20 protein-coding genes and 2 pseudogenes are annotated in these 17619 nt (G+C 62.0%); 13 read left to right on the forward strand and 9 right to left on the reverse strand.

Annotated elements, in window-relative coordinates:
- Window positions 1-19 precede the first annotated feature (19 nt).
- Entirely contained in the window at window positions 20-1066 is a 1047-nt protein-coding gene (locus ACS5Q1_RS08640; protein ID WP_473097764.1) for an isocitrate/isopropylmalate dehydrogenase family protein, read from the reverse strand.
- Between the two features lie 284 nt (window positions 1067-1350).
- Here ACS5Q1_RS08640 and ACS5Q1_RS08645 point away from each other — a divergent pair, with 284 nt between their 5' ends.
- Genes ACS5Q1_RS08645 through ACS5Q1_RS08655 form a run of 3 tightly spaced genes read left to right on the forward strand, consistent with a single transcriptional unit; the run spans window position 1351 to window position 4504 of the window.
- Window positions 1351-2016 (forward strand): response regulator, encoded by a 666-nt coding sequence (locus ACS5Q1_RS08645; protein WP_473097765.1) that lies wholly within the window; start codon window positions 1351-1353, stop codon window positions 2014-2016.
- A complete protein-coding gene (locus ACS5Q1_RS08650; RefSeq protein WP_473097766.1) occupies window positions 2013-3416 on the forward strand; it encodes a sensor histidine kinase in 1404 nt (467 codons plus the stop codon). The genes ACS5Q1_RS08645 and ACS5Q1_RS08650 overlap by 4 nt, the downstream gene beginning before the upstream one ends.
- A complete protein-coding gene (locus ACS5Q1_RS08655) occupies window positions 3413-4504 on the forward strand; it encodes an ABC transporter substrate-binding protein (RefSeq protein ID WP_473097767.1) in 1092 nt (363 codons plus the stop codon). The genes ACS5Q1_RS08650 and ACS5Q1_RS08655 overlap by 4 nt, the downstream gene beginning before the upstream one ends.
- A gap of 44 nt (window positions 4505-4548) precedes the next feature.
- On the opposite strand, the gene ACS5Q1_RS08660 is transcribed toward ACS5Q1_RS08655, so the two are convergent.
- The 5 genes from ACS5Q1_RS08660 to ACS5Q1_RS08680 all read right to left on the reverse strand — a co-directional run bounded on the left by ACS5Q1_RS08660 (window position 4549) and on the right by ACS5Q1_RS08680 (window position 7551).
- Window positions 4549-4728: a hypothetical protein gene (locus ACS5Q1_RS08660; RefSeq protein ID WP_473097768.1), complete on the reverse strand. Its 180-nt coding sequence runs from the start codon at window positions 4726-4728 to the stop codon at window positions 4549-4551.
- A gap of 36 nt (window positions 4729-4764) precedes the next feature.
- Window positions 4765-6264, reverse strand: a complete 1500-nt coding sequence (locus ACS5Q1_RS08665; protein ID WP_473097769.1) for a tripartite tricarboxylate transporter permease — start codon at window positions 6262-6264, stop codon at window positions 4765-4767.
- 8 nt (window positions 6265-6272) lie between these two features.
- Window positions 6273-6773: a tripartite tricarboxylate transporter TctB family protein gene (locus ACS5Q1_RS08670; protein WP_473097770.1), complete on the reverse strand. Its 501-nt coding sequence runs from the start codon at window positions 6771-6773 to the stop codon at window positions 6273-6275.
- Between the two features lie 62 nt (window positions 6774-6835).
- A complete protein-coding gene (locus ACS5Q1_RS08675) occupies window positions 6836-7036 on the reverse strand; it encodes a hypothetical protein (protein ID WP_473097771.1) in 201 nt (66 codons plus the stop codon).
- A gap of 236 nt (window positions 7037-7272) precedes the next feature.
- On the reverse strand, window positions 7273-7551 hold the full coding sequence (locus tag ACS5Q1_RS08680) for a hypothetical protein (RefSeq protein ID WP_473097772.1): 279 nt from the start codon (window positions 7549-7551) through the stop codon (window positions 7273-7275).
- Between the two features lie 333 nt (window positions 7552-7884).
- Here ACS5Q1_RS08680 and ACS5Q1_RS08685 point away from each other — a divergent pair, with 333 nt between their 5' ends.
- The 5 genes and pseudogenes from ACS5Q1_RS08685 (at window position 7885) to ACS5Q1_RS08705 (ending at window position 11091) form a co-directional block, all read left to right on the forward strand.
- On the forward strand, window positions 7885-8211 hold the full coding sequence (locus ACS5Q1_RS08685; RefSeq protein ID WP_473097773.1) for a DUF1476 domain-containing protein: 327 nt from the start codon (window positions 7885-7887) through the stop codon (window positions 8209-8211).
- Window positions 8212-8275: 64 nt separating this feature from the next.
- The gene (locus ACS5Q1_RS08690; RefSeq protein ID WP_473097774.1) at window positions 8276-9247 is read left to right on the forward strand and encodes a Bug family tripartite tricarboxylate transporter substrate binding protein; all 972 of its coding nucleotides are present in this window, start codon (window positions 8276-8278) and stop codon (window positions 9245-9247) included.
- A gap of 295 nt (window positions 9248-9542) precedes the next feature.
- Window positions 9543-9926: a nuclear transport factor 2 family protein gene (locus ACS5Q1_RS08695; protein WP_473097775.1), complete on the forward strand. Its 384-nt coding sequence runs from the start codon at window positions 9543-9545 to the stop codon at window positions 9924-9926.
- A 485-nt stretch (window positions 9927-10411) separates the two neighbouring features.
- Window positions 10412-10507, forward strand: a pseudogene (locus tag ACS5Q1_RS08700) (IS5/IS1182 family transposase); the annotation flags it as partial.
- A 29-nt stretch (window positions 10508-10536) separates the two neighbouring features.
- Window positions 10537-11091 (forward strand): HAD-IA family hydrolase, encoded by a 555-nt coding sequence (locus tag ACS5Q1_RS08705; RefSeq protein WP_473097809.1) that lies wholly within the window; start codon window positions 10537-10539, stop codon window positions 11089-11091.
- A gap of 36 nt (window positions 11092-11127) precedes the next feature.
- Here the strand turns inward: ACS5Q1_RS08705 and ACS5Q1_RS08710 are convergent, their stop codons facing one another.
- Complete coding sequence (locus tag ACS5Q1_RS08710) at window positions 11128-12096, reverse strand: IS5 family transposase (protein ID WP_473097776.1); 969 nt, start codon at window positions 12094-12096, stop codon at window positions 11128-11130.
- 186 nt (window positions 12097-12282) lie between these two features.
- Here ACS5Q1_RS08710 and ACS5Q1_RS08715 point away from each other — a divergent pair, with 186 nt between their 5' ends.
- A complete protein-coding gene (locus tag ACS5Q1_RS08715) occupies window positions 12283-12465 on the forward strand; it encodes a hypothetical protein (protein ID WP_473097777.1) in 183 nt (60 codons plus the stop codon).
- A 211-nt stretch (window positions 12466-12676) separates the two neighbouring features.
- Window positions 12677-14455, forward strand: coding sequence for an adenylate/guanylate cyclase domain-containing protein (locus ACS5Q1_RS08720; protein ID WP_473097778.1), 1779 nt, complete (start codon window positions 12677-12679; stop codon window positions 14453-14455).
- Window positions 14456-14557: 102 nt separating this feature from the next.
- Here the strand turns inward: ACS5Q1_RS08720 and ACS5Q1_RS08725 are convergent, their stop codons facing one another.
- Entirely contained in the window at window positions 14558-15520 is a 963-nt protein-coding gene (locus ACS5Q1_RS08725; protein ID WP_473097779.1) for an NAD(P)H-dependent flavin oxidoreductase, read from the reverse strand.
- 329 nt (window positions 15521-15849) lie between these two features.
- Between ACS5Q1_RS08725 and ACS5Q1_RS08730 the strand changes: the two genes are divergently transcribed.
- Window positions 15850-16341 (forward strand): YqhA family protein, encoded by a 492-nt coding sequence (locus tag ACS5Q1_RS08730; RefSeq protein ID WP_473097780.1) that lies wholly within the window; start codon window positions 15850-15852, stop codon window positions 16339-16341.
- Between the two features lie 94 nt (window positions 16342-16435).
- Window positions 16436-16819 (forward strand): annotated as a pseudogene (locus ACS5Q1_RS08735) (cytochrome P450); the annotation flags it as partial.
- A 64-nt stretch (window positions 16820-16883) separates the two neighbouring features.
- Here the strand turns inward: ACS5Q1_RS08735 and ACS5Q1_RS08740 are convergent.
- Window positions 16884-17138: a hypothetical protein gene (locus ACS5Q1_RS08740; RefSeq protein WP_473097781.1), complete on the reverse strand. Its 255-nt coding sequence runs from the start codon at window positions 17136-17138 to the stop codon at window positions 16884-16886.
- 176 nt (window positions 17139-17314) lie between these two features.
- Here ACS5Q1_RS08740 and ACS5Q1_RS08745 point away from each other — a divergent pair, with 176 nt between their 5' ends.
- Window positions 17315-17617 carry a hypothetical protein gene (locus tag ACS5Q1_RS08745; protein ID WP_473097782.1) on the forward strand — a complete coding sequence of 101 codons (303 nt, stop codon included), beginning with the start codon at window positions 17315-17317 and terminating at the stop codon, window positions 17615-17617.
- The last annotated feature ends 2 nt before the right edge of the window (window positions 17618-17619 follow it).

The raw sequence follows: 17619 nt of genomic DNA on the forward strand, positions 1-17619 counted from the left end.
GCTGAGCCGATCCGGGTGATTACGTTCTTTGGTCGCCAAGCCTGGCGACGATGGCCGAGGTGAAGTCCTTTGTTGAGGCCACGCCGCCAAGGTCTCGCGTACGCACATTATCCTGGAGCGTCCGTGACACGGCGGCGCGGAGACGGGTGGCTTCGTCGGCCAACGCGACGTGATCCAGCATCAGGGCTGCTGCAAGCAGCAGGGCAAGAGGATTAGCAACTCCCTGGCCCGCTATGTCCGGTGCCGATCCGTGAACGGCTTCGAATATCGCGGCGTTCTCCCCGATGTTCGCGCCGGGAGCCATTCCGAGACCTCCGATCAGGCCTGCGATCTGATCAGACAGGATGTCACCGAACAGGTTCGTCGTGACGATGACGTCGAACTGCCAGGGATCGAGGACGAGTTGCATGGCGCAGGCATCGACGATCCGCTCGTCCATCTCCACGCGCCCCTCATACTCCTTGGCGACCTCCCGCCCAGCCTCCAGGAAGAGGCCGGTCAGCGCCTTCAGGACATTGGCCTTGTGGACCACCGTGACTTTCCTGCGTCCGTGGCGGAGAGCATATTCGAACGCGAACCTTACGATGCGACGCGACTCCGCGCGGGTGTTGACCCCGGACGAGATGGCGACCGCCTTTGGATCGTCGCCGACGGCGATGTAATGTTCGAAGCCGACATAAAGTCCTTCGAGGTTCTCGCGGACGAGCACGAGATCGATGTTCTCGTACCGGCCGCCCTGCACCATGGTCTTGGCCGGGCGCAGATTGGCATAGAGGCCGAACTCCTCCCTCAGGCGGACATTGACGGAGCGGAACCCGCCCCCAACTGGCGTCGTCAGCGGACCCTTGAGCGCCAGCTTGGTTCGGCGGATGCTGTCGAGCAATGACGGTGGCAGCGGGTCACCGCCTTCCTTGATCGCCGCCATCCCACCATGCTGCCGATCCCACTCGAAAGGGGCGCCGAGGGCATCGAGGATGCTGACGACGGCTTCCGTGATTTCGGGACCGATACCGTCGCCCGCGATCAAGGTCGCCGGAATGGAACGAAGCGCTCTTGCATTCGACATGTCTGTTTCCTCACCCGAGGGTGTTGGCCCTTCCGGCGTCGCTTCAGGCCGCCCGCCTTTGAACCGCGTCCGCTCCAACTCGACCGCCATGCTCAAGGGTGTGTTGAACCGTGACTGGCTGCATTCCCCGTCACGCTGTTACACCTGCACATGACACTTCGTTCTGAGAGCATTTTCGGAGGCCCGAGGCATCGAAGTCGGATGCCTCTTGGCGGCCTCACGGGAGTTGCGTACCCTGTGAACCTGTCACCAACCTGACAGTTGCATGCTCATAAGAGGCTAGGATGCGCATCCTGCTCGTCGAGGATACCTTGGACGTCGGGGAGGCAATCGTTGCCCGGTTCGAGCGGATCGGCCACACGGTCGACTGGGAGAAGGACGGGAGCATGGCTGACGAGGTCCTGGAGGTCCAGGCCTACGACCTGCTGATCCTCGACGTGAACCTTCCGGTCCTTGATGGCTTCACGATCCTGAAGCGCCTCAGGCAACGCAAGACGAAGACGCCGGTCCTCGTGCTGACGGCACGATCACAGGTCGACGACCGTGTCGACGCCCTGGATCTCGGGGCGGACGATTACCTGGTAAAGCCTTTCGACTACCGCGAGCTGGAGGCGCGGGCGCGGGCCCTTCTCCGGCGCAGTGCCGGTGAGTCCACCAATCAACTGGTGTGCGGGCAGATGACGATTGACCGGGGCTCACGGGCCGTGATGATCAATGACACGCCCGTCGATCTGACCCGCCGGGAACTGACGCTGCTCGAGATCCTGGCGGCCAGGCCGGGCCGGATCTTCGGCAAGGACGAGTTGGTCGACCAACTGTTCGGCTTCGATGACGAGCCCAGCCCGAATGCCGTGGAACAGTATGTCGCCCGCCTGCGAAAGAAACTCGCGGGGTCCGGTGCGGAAATCCGGACGCTGCGGGGGCTTGGATACCAGATCGTCTGCCAATGATCAGACCGGGCCCCTCCCTCCACTCCCGCATTATCCTGGTCATTGCGATCATCTTCGGGGCCGGATCGGTCGTAATGGGAACTGCCGCATGGTTCTATGCCCGCCTCGCGGCTGACGATGCCTACGACCGCCTCCTGGTCGGAGCCGCCCTCCAGATTGCGGAGAGCATTTACGTCCAAGAGGGTACGGTTTCGGTCGATCCCCCGTTCTCCGCGTTCGAGACACTCTCCCTGTCAGCCGATGATCGCATCTTCTACAAGGTTGTCGCCCCACGTGGCGCCGTCCTCACGGGATACGACGATCTGACCCCTGCACGGTCTTTTTCCGAAACGCGGGAACCGGTGATCTCCGACGGCGAATACCGGGGCTTTCCCGTCAGGGTCGCCACCGTCGGCCGTCTCGTCTCGGACCCCGCGACATCCGGGTGGGCGCAGGTCGTGGTTGCGCAAACCCGTGAGGCCCGCATCGGTCTGGCACGGGATCTGACGCTCAAGGCCCTGTTGCTGGTTTTTGCCATGACCGGCCTTGCCTTCATGGCCGTCCTGTTCGCGGTGCGGCGGGCCCTGGCGCCCCTGACGCGCGTGGAGCGCGAACTGCGGTCGCGGGATCCCAAGGATCTGACACCGCTCGATCTCGAGATCCCGCGTGAGATCCAGACCCTTGTCTCCACGATCAACCGCTTCATGGATCGCCTCTCCGGGCGCATCGCCCTGATGCAGCGGTTCATTGCCGATGCCGCTCACCAGATCCGAACGCCTCTGGCAGGACTGGCATCCCAAGTCGATCTTCTCACCGAGGAGTCCAGGCCGGAGCGGCGGGAGCAGCAACTAACCCGGGTCAGGGAACGAACTGCCGAACTGGGACGCCTGACGAACCAGCTTCTCAACCACGCCATGATCATTCATCGGGCTGAGGTCGCGGAGTTCGACACCGTCGACCTGGTTGCCCTGGTCCGACAGACCCTGATCAGCGCCGTGCCGCTCTCGCTCGACCGCGACGTGGACATCTCCTTCAGCGATCCGCAGCAACCGGTGTACATCAAGGGGGACGCGGTCAGCTTGCGTGAAGCGTTGTCGAACCTGATCCACAATGCCCTGAAGCACGGCGCCGAGTCGCGTCTGGAAGTCCGGGTTCTTGCGGATGGGGATGCCGCCGTCATCGAAGTCGTCGACGACGGGCCGGGGATCCCGGTCTCGGAATGGCAGCGGGTGCGGGAACCATTCCACACGGAAAGTGCGGGCGGCTCCGGCTTGGGCCTCTCGATCGCAGGTGATGTCGTTCGGGCGCATGGAGGCGAGTTCCGCTTCCGCGAGCGTTCCGATGATGGGTTCGCGGTCATCATGCGCTTCAAGAGACACCATGAGGCGCCCGTGCCGATCGATGGCGGAGATGCATCGTGATCAGGGCATTCAAGGCGGTGATGGCCATCGCCGGTTTTGTGGCCGGGTTTACCGTCCACACGGTGAAGGCAGCCGAGAAGATCGTATTCCCTGCTTCAGGTGTTCAGGTGACAGTCCTGTCCGTTCATGGCGCGACCGACATTGCCGCCATGGAACCCTTGATCCGGGACTTCCAGGTTCTCGCACCGAATGTGACGATCGAATACAGTGAGTACGTGACCAACGATCTGTTCGACGGGGCGGCAAGGGAATGCAATGAGAAGAAAGGGACTATGGATCTGGTCCTCTCGTCGTCAGTCGACCAACTGGTCAAACTGGTCAATGACGGCTGCGGCACGAGCTATCGGTCCCCCTTGACCCTTCAGCTCCCATCCTGGACACGCTGGCGCGACGAGATCTTCGGCTTCACGTTCGAACCGGCCGTCATCGTGTTCAACCGTGATCTCGTTCCTCCGGAGGACGTCCCGCGCACACGGGCGGAACTTCTCGACCTCCTGCGGTCCAAGCCGGAAAAATACGACGGCAGGATCGGATCCTACGATATTGCCCAGTCGGGGATCGGCTACCTCTTTGCCTCCTATGACGCGCGAGGAACGGCCATATTCGGGCGCCTACTCGAGGCATTCGGACGGGCCGGCCTGGTCGTGAGGTGTTGCAGCGGCGATCTCCTGGCTGAACTTTCCAGCGGGCGCCTGGCCATCGGTTACAACCTGATCGGATCCTATGCCGTTGGCGCCCAACGACGCGGAGCGCGCATAGGGATCGTCATCCCCCGGGACTACACCGTCGTCCTCAGCCGAGCGGCCTTCATCCCGCGCTCGTCGCGGAACACGGCCACTGCCTTTCGGTTCCTGGATTACCTGCTCTCCGAGCGGGGCCAGAAGAAGAGCCGTGAAGCCTCGTTCTTCTTCAGCTTCGAGGGAACGCTTCCCGAGGAGGTGGACGGACCGCTTTGGTTGAGCACATCCGGGCTTCTGCGGCCGATCACCGTCGGGCCGGAACTGCTGGCTGTCCAGGACCGCGCCAAGCGCCAGCGTCTCCTGGGTGAATGGCGCCGTTCGACCCAGAGCGCAGGCAACGTGCCGTAAATTGCTTCCGGGAGGTCTCACCAAATCGACGAAACGGGACGTGGTCAGGTACCGCTGTCGATCGTTGCGAAGGCGAGACCAGCTTCTGTGACCGTCACCGGCTCGCCGCTGTCGCGGGAGCGGCCCCATTCACGGACCGTTGGCATCATATCCTCGACGGAGAGGCCCTCCGCATCTCGTTGGAGCGGCGGATGGCTCCGATCGTGACACGGCCGACGTGGCATCCCCGGCTCCGTAGCGGGGCCGGGGCGACTTTCACATCAATCCTCGACCGCCTTGAAGCGCCCGAGTCCCTTGAGGACGAAGGGAGCCACGAGGGCGATCAGCGCGATGACGAGGAGCGTTGCCGAAATCGGGCTCTGGAAGAGCACCGCGGGGTCGCCGAGGCTGATCGACAGCGCACGCCTGAGTTGGCTCTCGGCCACGGGACCCAGGATGAGGCCGACCACCACCGGAGCGATGGGGAAGTCGAAGCGGCGCATCAGGAAGCCGAGCACGCCGAAGATCGTGAGCATGACGAGCTCCACCGGAGAGGGATTGGCCGCGATTGTTCCCATGGTGGCGAAGACCAGGATGCCGGCATAGAGCCAGGGCTGCGGGATCTTCAGGAGGCGGACCCATAGGCCGACCAGCGGCAGGTTCAGCACCAGTAGCATGACATTGGCGATGAACAGGCTGGCGATCAGGCCCCACACCAGGTCCGGCTTTTCGGCGAACAGCAGCGGACCTGGGTTGAGGCCGTACTGCTGGAAGCCGGCCAGCATCATGGCAGCGGTGGCGGAGGTCGGCAGGCCGAGCGTCAGCAGGGGCACGAGGGTGCCGGCCGCCGAGGCGTTGTTGGCGGCTTCCGGACCGGCGACGCCCTCGATGGCGCCCTTGCCGAACTCCTCCGGATGCTTCGTCAGCCGCTTCTCGGTGGCGTAGGACAGGAAGGTCGGAATCTCGGCGCCGCCCGCCGGAAGGGCACCGATGGGGAAACCGAAAGCGGTGCCACGCAGCCAGGGCTTCCACGACCGCTTCCAGTCTTCCTTGGTCATCCAGAGTGAACCGCGGACAGGCTCGAGCTTCTCCTCGTGGATGTGCCGACGCGAGGCGACGTAGAGCGCCTCGCCGACCGCGAAGAGACCGACGGCCAGGGTTGTGACCTCGACGTTGTCGTAGAGTTCCGGAATGCCGAAGCTCAGGCGCGACTGGCCGGAGAGAATGTCGATGCCGACGAGGCCGAGCAGCAAACCGATGAACAGGCTGGTGAGGCCGCGCACCGGTGAATCGCCGAAGGTGGCCGAAACCGTGACGAAAGCCACGCACATGAGGGCGAAGTAATCCTCGGGGCCGAAGCTCACGGCGATGTCGACGAGGTAGGGCGCCAGGAAGGTCAGGCCCAATGTCGCGATGGTGCCGGCGACGAAGGAGCCGATGGCGGAGGTCGCAAGCGCCGGGCCGCCACGGCCCGCCTTGGCCATCAGATTGCCTTCGAGCGCGGTCGCCATGGAGGCGCTCTCGCCCGGCGTGTTGATCAGGATGGCGGTGGTCGAGCCGCCATACATGCCGCCATAATAGATGCCGGCGAACATGATGATCGAGCCCGTGGGATCGAGCTTGAAGGTGACCGGCAGAAGCAGCGCCACGGTGAGCGCCGGGCCGATGCCCGGGAGAACGCCGACGGCGGTGCCGAGAAGGACGCCGATGAGGGCGAAGAGCAGGCTCATCGGCTGGATCGCCACGGACAGACCGTGGGCAAGGGACATGAAGGCTTCCATGGCAGGCCTCACAACAGAAGTTCAAGCGGCCCGGCCGGCAGGGACAGGGTCAGGAGCTTGGCGAAGAGCACATAGATGAAGACGGCGATCACGGCGCCGATCAGGAGGTCCACCAGGAATGCGCGGCGTCCGAAGGCTGCCGACGTCGTCGCGAACAGGATGGCGGTCCCGATCATGAAGCCGCCTCCGAGGGCGATGAGTGCGATCAGGCAGGCGAGGCCACCGAGGATCAGGATGATCGGTCTCCAATCGAGGCTCTCGCGGGCGGGGAGGTCACCCCGGAAGGCACTGATCCCGTTGCCGATCGCCAGAAGGGCGAGACCGGCCGAGACGATCACGGGCATGGCTTTCGGGCCGACGTCATAGGGGGACAGAAGCTGGAGCTTGGTCATGTCCCACCAGACCAGGCCGGCCAGGGCTAGCAGGATAAGAGCGATGGCGAGGCCCGCGATGTCGATGTGCATGCGGGGCCGTGCTCTGGGCATTGTTATCTGTTGTACGTCTGACATGGGGATCTCCCTGGCATCATGAGACCAGCACAGGCGCGAGTACGCGCGTAGATTGCTGGCAATCAGGACCGCGCCAAGCCGATGGAAAGGAAGAGAACCCCGCGGACCCAGGCCTTCTCTGCCTTCGGAAAGGCTGCGGGTCCGTCGCCCGGCGCTGCCAGGGCCAGGAGTTCCGGCTCGGATTGGGCAGAGGTCGAGGTGGCGAACAGGGCCGTCGCGGCAACGTTCGATGCCTGTGACAGTCTCGGGCTGAAGTGGATCATGGGTTATCCTCCCAGGATGGCTAAGGTTCTCTCCGGCTGCCTTATGCAGTCGCAGGGAACGACCTATGGGATGAAACTGACAGCAACCTGACTAACTTCCCGGCGGCCTTGGCAGGAAGGATGCCGGTATCAAGCAGGATTGGCAGGACCCTTCCGATGGTTGAGCCGGATCCGTCTTCGAAGGAGGCGCGATCAAGCGGTGAAGCCGTCCACTGCGCCCTGATCCCTGCACGGATCTATCCGCGCAGGTGGATGCGGCCGATGATACGGGCGAGGGACTTCATGCCGAGGGCTCTCTTCAGGAAAAAGCCAAGGCCTTCCAGGAACCTGTGCGGTCCCTTGGCCATGCCCGAGCGGCCGGGCCTTGATGGACCGTTTGCCAACCCGTTCTGACGGCTTGTCGTCTCCTCGAACCTTGCAGCGGCGATCGAGTCAAGGAAGCGTTGGATTGGGGCGGCCGTGGTTCGCCTGATATGCGCAAGAGCCTCGTCTGCCTCGTCGTCGGTCTGTTTCATCGGTTCCCCTGACGATCCTGGATCTGGATGGGTGCCCGAGCGCTTCCTTGAACGTATGACCCGGTTTTCGGGTTCTCTTGCTGGATCACGAGCTCCAAGCGGTCATCGAAGGCCCATGATCAGACCGGACCGTCGCCTGTCCTGAAGCTACGACATATGTGCCCTGTCGCTGGAAGCAAGCCTGGAAAGACTGCGTCCATGCATGGCTCACCTGCAAGATCCCGTTGCTTTTGTCAGGTTCATGTCAGGTGAGGAGTCTACAGGCTCGTGTCATGACAATGACGGTCGCCAGATCCCACAGGCCGGCTGCCGAACCTTTGACGGAGAGCTTCGATGAATGTGAGAGGCACAAAGACTTCCAATGAGAGCTCGTCATCCTGGTGTCTCGACAATGACACCCGTGACAGCGTGATCGCGCGTCGGAACGTTCTCGCCGGCCTTTGGGCCGGGCGCCTCCTTGGCTTGTCGAACGCCGACCTTTCCTCCTATGCCACTGAGGTCCACCGGGCCGACTTCGAGGTCGACGGCGATGAGGACATCGTCGGAAAGATCACCCGTGATCTTTCGGTTCGCGGCCTGCCGTTCTCCGAACGGCAGGTCCGGGACAAGCTCCGAGGCTGCCACCGCGAAGCGTTTCGTCAGGTGTCAGTGACCGATTGAGCCTCAGGTGCGACCCGTGACCAACCAACTTGACATGTAGAAGAAGAACCATGGGAGACAGAAAATGACGTTGGATCGCCGCAGTTTCAGCAAAGCCCTGCTTGCCGCAGCCTCAGCCAGTTTCCTGCCGGCGTTGCCGGCATGGGCGCAAGAGCTCAAGAGCCTCAAGATCATCGCTCCTGCCGGTCCCGGAGGCGGATACGATCAGCTCGCCCGAGCGGTGCAGGATGTGCTGATGAAGGAAAAAATCGCGACCAGCGTGCAGGTCCAGAACGTGCCCGGCGCCGGCGGCACCATCGGCCTGGCCCAGTTCATCAACTCGAAGGATCGTGACCCGTCGTTGATGGTGGCCGGCTTCGGTCTCGTGGGCGCGCCGGTCATCAACAAGTCACCGGTGACCCTTGAGCAGACGACGCCGCTCGCCCGCCTCCAGGGCGAGTACCAGCCGCTGTTCGTGGCCGCTGAATCGCCCATCAAGACCGTCACGGATCTGGTCAACAAGTTCAAGCAGGACCCCGGATCGGTCACCTGGGGTGGCTTTGCGCATGGCTCGCCCGACCACGTACTGTGCGGCCTGGTCGCCAAGGCGGGCGGTGGTGACGTCAAGAAGATGAACTACATTCCCGTCGGGACCGGCGGCGAGATGCTTCCGCTAGTGATGAACGGCAAGATCACCGTTGCAACCGGTGGCCTCAACGAGGTCGCGAGCCAGTTCAAGGTAGGCAAGCTCAGGCCCATTGGCATCTCATCGCCGGAGCGCCTGCCCGGCATCGACATTCCGACCTTCCGGGAACAGGGTGTGGATGCAACGCTCGTCAACTGGCGCGGCCTGATGGCTCCTCCCAATGTCAGTGCGGAGGACAAGCAAGCGCTCGAGGCGGCGGTCGCCAAGCTGGTGCAAAGCGCGTCCTGGAAGAAGCTGCTCCAGGAACGGGAATGGGTCGATCTCTACATGCCCTCCGCCCAGTTCGGGACGTTCATCAAGGAGGAGCAGGCTCGTATTACATCAATCCTGAAAGAGCTTGGCCTCGGGTAGTAATCGGGTTGAAGCCAACTCGTCGGATTGATGAATCAGTCAGCCCGAACGATGCGCCCTCGGTTTGAGGCCACTTGCTGGCCTCATTCCCTTATGGCTGGTGTCCTCCGCGTGCTGGTGGCTTTGCCCCATATATTCAGGGTCGTCATCCTGTATGCTGACCACTTGGAAACGGCAGTTGCGGACTTTCCGGGTGCTACTTTCCCGGATTGAGCTTCTATGGCAGTAGCGACCTCAGCCTGCGTTGCTGACGCCAGCACCGATCGCTCTCATTTCGCCATAGAGGATGACTGGCATGGAATCCTTGGACGCTCTCGACCACATCGCCATCAACGATGTCCTCTGCCGTTTCTTCCGCGCCTTCGACGAGCGGGATTGGACAGCCATGGAAGACTGTCTCCCGACTGAAGTGTTTATTGACTATTCCTCGTCCGGTCGCGAGCAGCCCAGCGTCATGAGTAGCACCGAGTTCGTCAAGCGCCGGCAGGATGCAGTCGATACCCTGGCCAAACATCACAGTTTCTCCAACCTGCTGTTGTCGACCGGGGCGGATGGTGTGCAAGGGCGCTGCAACTACCTGATCCTCAGGTTCGACCGTGCGTTCATGGGCGAGGGTGAGGACTTCTATCACTCGTGTGGATCCTACGAGTTCCTGTTCGGCAGGGCTGAAGGCGCATGAAGGATCACCAGCATCAGGCAACAGGCGCTCCAGAGTTGGGGCAATCGGCAACTGCACGCCGGCACGCGCAAGGCCGAAGCCCGAGGCGTCAAGGCATGATGCCGACCTTGTGCGGCCTCGGCAGCAGATCCATCAGCGCCCGCAGAGGCGAATTAGCCTCGCCGGGCTATACAAGATGGGTACGGTTACCACGGAATCGCGCCGGCAACGGCAGTGGCAGTGGGCGCGCGCACCAGCCACCTGCGGCGTCCGCGTGAAGACAGTGCCGCCTGTCGGGGCTGGCACCGACGGACGTCGTCTTTTTCACCATGGATCCCGGCACCCCGTTCTATGGTAGGGGCATGTCCAGTGGCAACCTGAGGCAAGGTTGCATGACTCGCATCGAGGCTCATCCCCAAGAGGAGCTAGGGTCTGAATCGAACCAAAGCATTGCCGCGGCTGCGGCTTCGTGATCCGCTGCCGTGGCTGGTACCTTGGAGGTGGCGATGGTGGATGTGTTTTGGCTTTCAGACGCACAGTGGGTGGTGATCGAGCCGTTCATGCCGGCGAAGCAGCCTTTCCCACGATCCACTCGCCCGAGGCACTCGTGATGCCCGAATCCAATACCTCGATGTTCAAGCTCGATCCTGCGCCGAAGGTCATCACCTTCGACTGCTATGGTACGCTCGTGCAGTGGTACGAGGTTCTTCTGTGCGAGATCGGCGCGACCCTGACGGCACACGATGCGACCGGCGGGAGCGCATCCGCGATCCTCGACAGCTTCTCCGCGCAGGGGCGACGCCTCACGGCGGAGAGGCCGCACCGCCTCTACAAGGACATCCTGCGCATCGGCTTTGCTGCTGCCTTCGGCGAACATGGCTTGGCCCCGAGCGTAGATGAGATCGAGCGTATTGCATCCTCACCCATGACAATGGGCCCGCATCCCGAGGTTCCGGATGTCCTGCGGCGACTGCGCGAGCGTTACAAGCTCGCGATCGTCACAAACTCCGACGATGATCTGATCACGCCGACCGTGGCGCGCATCGGGGTGCCCTTCGACTACGTCATCACCGCCGAACAGGCTCGAGCCTACAAGCCGTCGCGGCAACTCTTCGATTACGCCTATCGCACGATGGGTGTGACGCCGGACGAGACGGTGCATGTGGCGATGGACTTTGGTGCGTAATTCAGAGGTAGACCGCTCCCGTGCCTGCGGCGGGGCTCAGGTGATGCGCTGTGATACCGGCATGCCAAGGCGGGTCATGATGTTGATGACCTTGCAGCCGGCCGCGGCTTCGGCCCTTTGCATTGGCAGAGTTCGGGCGTGGAGGCGGCGCCCGATCACGGTCTTGTAGCGCATCATCGCCACCTCGCCCAAGGACCGACGGCCGTAGTTAATCGCCTTTTGCCAGCCGCGCCGACCACGCACTTGGATCATCCGGAGGTGCCGATCCCGCGGCGTAGGCGCCGTCTCGGCCGTGTCGCTCGGCACTGCTGTTGATCGCGGTGGAATGATCACCGCAGCGGCAGGCTCCCGCTCGGCGATGGTGCGGTAGACGGGATCGCCATCGTACGCGCCGTCGGCTGTGACCGAAGCGATCGGGCCTGAGATCTGATTGAGCAGTGGACCGACCTGTGAGGCATCGCCGTCTTCCGTGGTGGTCAGCTCTGAGGCAAGGATCTCGCCGGTGTCGGGATCAACAGCAAGGTGCAACTTGCGCCAGGTCCGGTGTCCTTTACCGCCATGCTTCTCGCGCTGCCATTCGCCGGCACCAAATACCTTCAGGCCGGTGGAGTCGATCACCACATTCACTGGACCGGTTGCTGTTCTCACCGCCTTGGCGACAGTCAGGTCGACGCTGCGGCGCGAGAAGGTGGTGTGATCCGGAACCGGGAGGTCCAAGCCGAGCAGACGCAGGATCGAGGCCAGCATGCCTTCGGTCTGGCGCCAGGGCCGGCCAAACGCCAGCCGCATCATTAGACCCGTTTCGACGACCATCTCAGAGTATCGCTGGGGTCGACCACGCCGGCCCGTGTTTGCCGGCGTCCATGCCTCAATTGCTTCAGCCGTCACCCACACCGTCAGGTCGCCGCGCCGACGCAGGGCCGCATCGTAGTCGCGCCAATTCTTCACGCGGTAGCGGGCCTTTGGGATTCTGTGGCGGCGCTCTTGATTGACCTTGTAGGGCATGCAGCTCTCGGATTCCGACGACCGCCTCTATACCTCACCCCGATCTTCGCGCGACACCTCAGGCCGAATTACGCACCAACGTCGATTTCGAAGGCTAACGCTGGCTGGAAGCGGAGAAAGTCGTGCGCTCGGTGGCGCGGGCTGCCCCACTGTCACCGGTTCGGCGACCCGGATCGAGGGGCTCCGTTGCGTGGCCACATAGGTGCGTACCCGCCTCGTCTCCTCAGCAGTCAGGATGCCACCAACCGCCGCACCAGCGATGCCGCCGACAGCCGCGCCAACGGGACCGCCCACGACTGCCCCGACGACGGCACCGCCTGCCGCTCCGGTGGCGAACCCGGTCCCGGTGTCCGTCTGGCAAGCTCCTAAGGTAAGGACCAATAAGAAAAGGGACACGGCGGTGTGAGAGAATGGTCACGCATGAGGAGCGCCTTCGACAAGATCAAAGGCAACGCTGGTGAGCTTGACCTGTTCCTCTACCGCATGATGGTCTCGGCAACGCTTGGTAGTTAATCAGTCGAGACTGGACACCCTGCCCCGCCCGCTTCAGAATCTCCGCTAGAACTGCACCGAGGGTCCCATGGATCGGCAGGAGCACAAGGTCGAGCGGCGGCTGGCAGCCATTCTGGCGGCTGACGTGGTGGGTGCGTCGGGGCGGATGGAGGCGGATGAGGCAGGGACACTCTCCGCTATCCGAACAACGATGTCGGAGATAATCGAACCCGCCGCCTCGCGGCATCGAGGGCGCATTGTGAAGACCATGGGCGACGGCGCGCTCTTGGAGTTCGCCAGCCCAGTCGAAGCTGTTCTATGTGCAGTGGAGGCTCAAGCTCGTATCGCCGAGTGGGCCGAGCACCAGCCCGAAGAGGACGGTATCCAACTGCGGATGGGCATCAACCTGGGCGATGTTGTCATTACCAAGGATGGCGACATCCTTGGAGACAGCGTGAACGTCGCTGCTCGCCTGGAGAGCATCGCTGACCCTGGAGGTCTCTGCATTTCGGGCAAGGTGTTCGACGAGCTTGAAGGCAAGCTGTCATTGCCGTTCGAGGATCGGGGCGAGCAGCGCCTCAAGAATATTGCCCGGCCAGTCCACGTCTATGCTCTCAGGACTAGAGACCTCTCCCCACACGAACCAAATGCCGCCCGACCTAATGTCAATCATACCGACAAGCCGTCTATTGCCGTTCTTTCATTTACAAACCTGAGTGGCGATCCGGAACAAGAGTATTTCGCTGACGGGATCACGGACGACATCATCACGGCCCTCGCCAAAGCCCGCTGGCTCTTCGTCACCGCTCGCAGTTCATCCTTCGTCTTTAAGGGCAAAGCCATCGAGACGGAGCAAGTCGCTCGACGATTGGGCGTCCGTTACATCCTCAGCGGCAGTGTGCGCCGAAGCGGCTCTCATGTCCGCATCTCGGCCCAACTCACGGAGGCGGAAACCGGCGGCTCCATTTGGACAGAGCGGTATGACCGCGATGTTGGCGATATCCTTGTACTCCAGGACGAAATCGCTGAGGAGGTCGCGGGAGCCATTGAACCCGAACTCCTCAAGAAGGAAGGACAGCATGGCGCGGAGCGCCCGCAGAGCCTCACCGTCTGGGATCTCGTCCGCCGGGGCATGTGGGAGTTCCACAAGATCAGGCCCGAGTCGCACCGCCGCGCTCGCGAGCTTTTCCTGAAAGCGATTGAGATCGAGCCTAACTCCGCAAATGGATACATCTGGTTGGCGCGGGTCGAGGCTGGTCTTGCCGCTTACGGCTGGGGAACTGATCCGGAGGCCAGTCTGCAAAGCGGGATGGAAGCCGGTTTGAAGGCTGTGCAACTTGATGAGAAGAACCCGTACTCGCACTATGCCGTCGCGGTCACCCATCTGTTTGGCGGCGAGTGCGAGACTGCCCTCCAAGCTGCGCGACGGGCTCTCAGCCTTAGTCCCAGTTTCGCCCTTGGGCACCTGATCCTCGGAGCAGCCTACCTCCATGCTGGTCGCTCACAAGACGCGATTGAACCCCTGGAGCATGGGCTACGGCTCTCCCCCTTTGATCCGCAGAACTTCACGTGGCTGTTTCTGTTGTCCGTGGCCTACGTCTTTTCTGGGAATCCTGAAGCTGGACTGAGCACCGCACGCCGAGCCCTGTCCCTGCGCCCGCACTGGGTTCCTGCCCTCAAAATCGTTGTTCTGTGCTGCACGCTGCTCGGCGACATACCACAGGCACGCTCTGCGGCGTCACAGGTACGGTCCGCCAGTGCCTCGGGAGGCGACCTCGCCCGCCTACTTCCTGTCTCGAATCCAGCTTGGGTCAACCAGATTGAGCAAGCAGTTCGGGAAGTTCTGGCCAACGAGCAATATGAATGAGCCGGGTTGCTCGTTCGCACGGTGAAGGACTCGCCTATCTGCATAGTGTCCCTCTGCACTGCCTGCCCCACACAGGTGACATAAACGGATTCGCCTGTGGCATCAGCTTACGATCAAGCGTGTTCCTCGCGCGAGCCGAGCTTCGGCCTCAAGAATGATCCGGTCCACGATCTCGGTGGCAGGCGGCGCGTCATGGATCAGGGCAACTGCCTCCCCGGCAATCACCGCCGCCACGTCAAAGTCACCCCGCTCGCGGGCCTCAGTGTAGCGGTTGGCCTCCTCTTGGTGTTCCAGTAGTTCCGTCTCGCGGCCATACCATCGCTCGGCATGAGCATTGCGGATCACCCGGCCCGTATAGGGCTGAGGCCAGATGTTACGCCGGGAGATGTCAAACACGACGCTGCGGAGCGTGTCGTCCCCACCGGCCTTGATGATCCGTTGCTTGGCCTCGGGATGCCCATGGGCCTCCTGTGAGGCATAGAAGCGGGTGCCCATCAGCACCCCGTCAGCCCCCAGCATCAGCGCAGCCGCGAGCCCACGACCATCGGCAATTCCGCCTGCGGCCACTACTAGAACATCAGGGACCGCATCGACGATCTCGGGAATCAAGGTCAGGGTCGTGCGGGTCACTCCATGTCCCCCAGCTTCAGTGCCTTGGGTTACGAGGATGTCAGCCCCTGCGGCGGCAGCCTCCCTCGCTTGGGCGAGGGATTGAACCTGACAGATGAGCTTAGCCCCCGAATCCTTGATCCTGGGCGCGACTGGGCCTGGATCACCAAAGGAGAGCATGACAGCAACAGGATGGTGTCGGAGAACCAAGTCGAGTAGTTCGGGCTTGCTCGCCAAACTCCAGGTGATGAATCCGCAGCCGACCTTGACGTTGCCCGCTGCTGCAAACTCCTGCTCCAGCCACTCGGCATTGCCATAGCCGCCACCAATCAGACCGAGCCCGCCGGCGTGACTGACCGCAGCAGCAAGTTGACCAGAGGCCGCAAGGTCCATTGGGGCGAGCAAGATTGGGTGCTCGATCCCAAGTGCAATGGTCAGGCGGGTCTGGAGAGGCATGGCCGATTGCTCCTTCGCAAGCCGAAAGCCGAAACGAGCGTGGAATTGTGTTATACCACCAAGGCTGTCTCTCCCGCGACCGTCCGCACCCGCCTCATCCTGTACTAAGCTTGACAGTCTGAAGCTGTCTATCAGTGGACGCAGGCTGGACACCTCATCCAACCCGCAGCACAATCCACTCCAGAGCGGCACCGAGGGTCCGATGGATCGGCAGGAGCACAAGGTCGAGCGGCTGCTGCAATCGTCTCGACTAAGGTGGCGCGTGGTTTCTGGCTAATATGTTAAAACTGTACCGAGACCACGATACTGGCTGAGGGCTCTCTCATCAGATGCTCCACTTCATCCTGTCCCTGCGCTGGGTCACCCTCGTCGCTGCTCTCGGGGCTGCACTCGGGGCCATGCTGATGTTTTTCGAGGGCTGCCTGAAATTGGTATATGCCCTGGAGATGGTTGTTGAGCCGAGCGCCGCCACCGAAACATCGGTCATTGCCACAGTGATGCAAGCCACGGATGCGTTCCTGTTTGGCCTCGTCCTGATTGTGTTCGCCTATGCGATCACCTTCGGCTTTGCCTTTAACCTTCCCAATAGCGTTCGAGCCAAGGCACCGCTGTGGATGCACATTGAGGGTCTCGGAGAAATCAAGATCACCTTGATCCAGATGGTCCTGGTCTACTTGGTGGTGGATTTCGTAACCGACGTAGTGAAGGTCGGGACGCGCATTACCTGGGAGATGCTCGTGAAACCGACTGCCATTGTCTTGATCGCAGGAGCCCTTCGTCTGCTTGGGGAGCATAAGCATCTGTGGGGCACCGACTTGTGAATCAGTTTTAGGAGCCCGCCATCTCAACGCGCTTGCCTGCCCATCAATGACGGCTGCCCTCAAGGCTCAGAGTTGCCCCACAAAACCTCATGCTCTCCGTGTCGAAACGGAAGGCGGCCAGATCAGTGACCAAGAAATGGTAGCGATGGTCTTCCTGCTGTTGGGGGTCGGATCGGAAACCACCACGCATCTGGTCAGCGGAACGGTCCATGAACTCCTCAGGACTCCCGGATTGCGCGATTGGATCGAGGAGGATTGGAGCCGTGCGGGTCTGGCCATCGAGGAGTTCCTGCGCTTCGTCTCGCCTGTGCAGTTCACGAAGCCCCGGTTCGTCCGACGGGACGTCGAACTCGGCGGGATCAGGCTGAGGAAGGGGGAACGGATCATGGCCATGCTGGCCGCTGCCAATTTCGATCCTGAGGCCAACCCGCACCCGGAACGGCTCGATTTGGCGAGAAGGCCCAATCGGCATCTGTCTTTGGTGTATCGATAAGGCGTGACGAGCCACTCCCACGCCTCGTCCGGCGAGGGAAAGAACGCGATTACTCGATCAAGCCCCTCAACCGGCCCGGCACGAATTCCACGGCAGCGGCGAAGCCTGCGGGCAGGTAGCCTTCATTCTCGATCAGCTGCAGCAGCTCACGGGCCCGCTCCTCACGAACGGTTGTGAACATCACCACCCGGTCCGCCACCTTGAGGGTATTCTCAACAAACCGCTTCAAGCCGGGGCGCGGGAAGGCGCTGACAGCGTTTGAGATCAGTGTTCCCTCAAGATCCAAGGCAACGACGAGACGCATAAGAGTTCCTACTGTGGTAGCAACGTCGTATCAACGCGCGTGAGGTTTTGAGTCTGAATTATCGAGCGCCCTTCCTTTTTCAACAATCAAGTCCTCTTTTGTGAGTCGATGCTTGACCTAGCGCTCAAATTTCGTGTTCCATATATGTTCCTTTTTGAGAATAAGGAGGTTCGCCAATGGCCACCTACGTTGTCGCCACGCGGCGGGAAGCTCAGGCGAGCCCATTCACAGCAGAGGACTACGTTCGGGAGGTGCCAGGCGTCTGGATCAGAGGCGGGACTGATCCTAACCGCATAACTGTTGAGGCGTCAGAGCTCGCGGCTGCTGAGATTGAGCGTCGGTTTGGTAGCGTGCTTCTGATAGAGCCGGAGATCCTCTCCCCAGGACAAGGGTTGAAGGCTCTCTTGGCGTCAGCTCCCCTGCAGGATCTCGAACTCGATCGTCCTCCTGATTTCGGTCGGGACGTCGACTATTCATGAGA

The organism is Microvirga sp. GN3 (genome assembly GCF_055792825.1).

Excerpts from the sequence above, each read along its gene's own strand:
- ACS5Q1_RS08640 (WP_473097764.1), bottom strand. The coding sequence starts at position 1,066 with ATGTCGAATGCAAGAGCGCTTCGTTCCATTCCGGCGACCTTGATCGCG.
- ACS5Q1_RS08645 (WP_473097765.1), top strand. The coding sequence starts at position 1,351 with ATGCGCATCCTGCTCGTCGAGGATACCTTGGACGTCGGGGAGGCAATC.
- ACS5Q1_RS08650 (WP_473097766.1), top strand. The coding sequence starts at position 2,013 with ATGATCAGACCGGGCCCCTCCCTCCACTCCCGCATTATCCTGGTCATT.
- ACS5Q1_RS08660 (WP_473097768.1), bottom strand. The coding sequence starts at position 4,728 with ATGCCACGTCGGCCGTGTCACGATCGGAGCCATCCGCCGCTCCAACGA.
- ACS5Q1_RS08665 (WP_473097769.1), bottom strand. The coding sequence starts at position 6,264 with ATGGAAGCCTTCATGTCCCTTGCCCACGGTCTGTCCGTGGCGATCCAG.
- ACS5Q1_RS08670 (WP_473097770.1), bottom strand. The coding sequence starts at position 6,773 with ATGTCAGACGTACAACAGATAACAATGCCCAGAGCACGGCCCCGCATG.
- ACS5Q1_RS08675 (WP_473097771.1), bottom strand. The coding sequence starts at position 7,036 with ATGATCCACTTCAGCCCGAGACTGTCACAGGCATCGAACGTTGCCGCG.
- ACS5Q1_RS08680 (WP_473097772.1), bottom strand. The coding sequence starts at position 7,551 with ATGAAACAGACCGACGACGAGGCAGACGAGGCTCTTGCGCATATCAGG.
- ACS5Q1_RS08685 (WP_473097773.1), top strand. The coding sequence starts at position 7,885 with ATGAATGTGAGAGGCACAAAGACTTCCAATGAGAGCTCGTCATCCTGG.
- ACS5Q1_RS08690 (WP_473097774.1), top strand. The coding sequence starts at position 8,276 with ATGACGTTGGATCGCCGCAGTTTCAGCAAAGCCCTGCTTGCCGCAGCC.
- ACS5Q1_RS08695 (WP_473097775.1), top strand. The coding sequence starts at position 9,543 with ATGGAATCCTTGGACGCTCTCGACCACATCGCCATCAACGATGTCCTC.
- ACS5Q1_RS08705 (WP_473097809.1), top strand. The coding sequence starts at position 10,537 with ATGTTCAAGCTCGATCCTGCGCCGAAGGTCATCACCTTCGACTGCTAT.
- ACS5Q1_RS08710 (WP_473097776.1), bottom strand. The coding sequence starts at position 12,096 with ATGCCCTACAAGGTCAATCAAGAGCGCCGCCACAGAATCCCAAAGGCC.
- ACS5Q1_RS08720 (WP_473097778.1), top strand. The coding sequence starts at position 12,677 with ATGGATCGGCAGGAGCACAAGGTCGAGCGGCGGCTGGCAGCCATTCTG.
- ACS5Q1_RS08725 (WP_473097779.1), bottom strand. The coding sequence starts at position 15,520 with ATGCCTCTCCAGACCCGCCTGACCATTGCACTTGGGATCGAGCACCCA.
- ACS5Q1_RS08730 (WP_473097780.1), top strand. The coding sequence starts at position 15,850 with ATGCTCCACTTCATCCTGTCCCTGCGCTGGGTCACCCTCGTCGCTGCT.
- ACS5Q1_RS08740 (WP_473097781.1), bottom strand. The coding sequence starts at position 17,138 with ATGCGTCTCGTCGTTGCCTTGGATCTTGAGGGAACACTGATCTCAAAC.
- ACS5Q1_RS08745 (WP_473097782.1), top strand. The coding sequence starts at position 17,315 with ATGGCCACCTACGTTGTCGCCACGCGGCGGGAAGCTCAGGCGAGCCCA.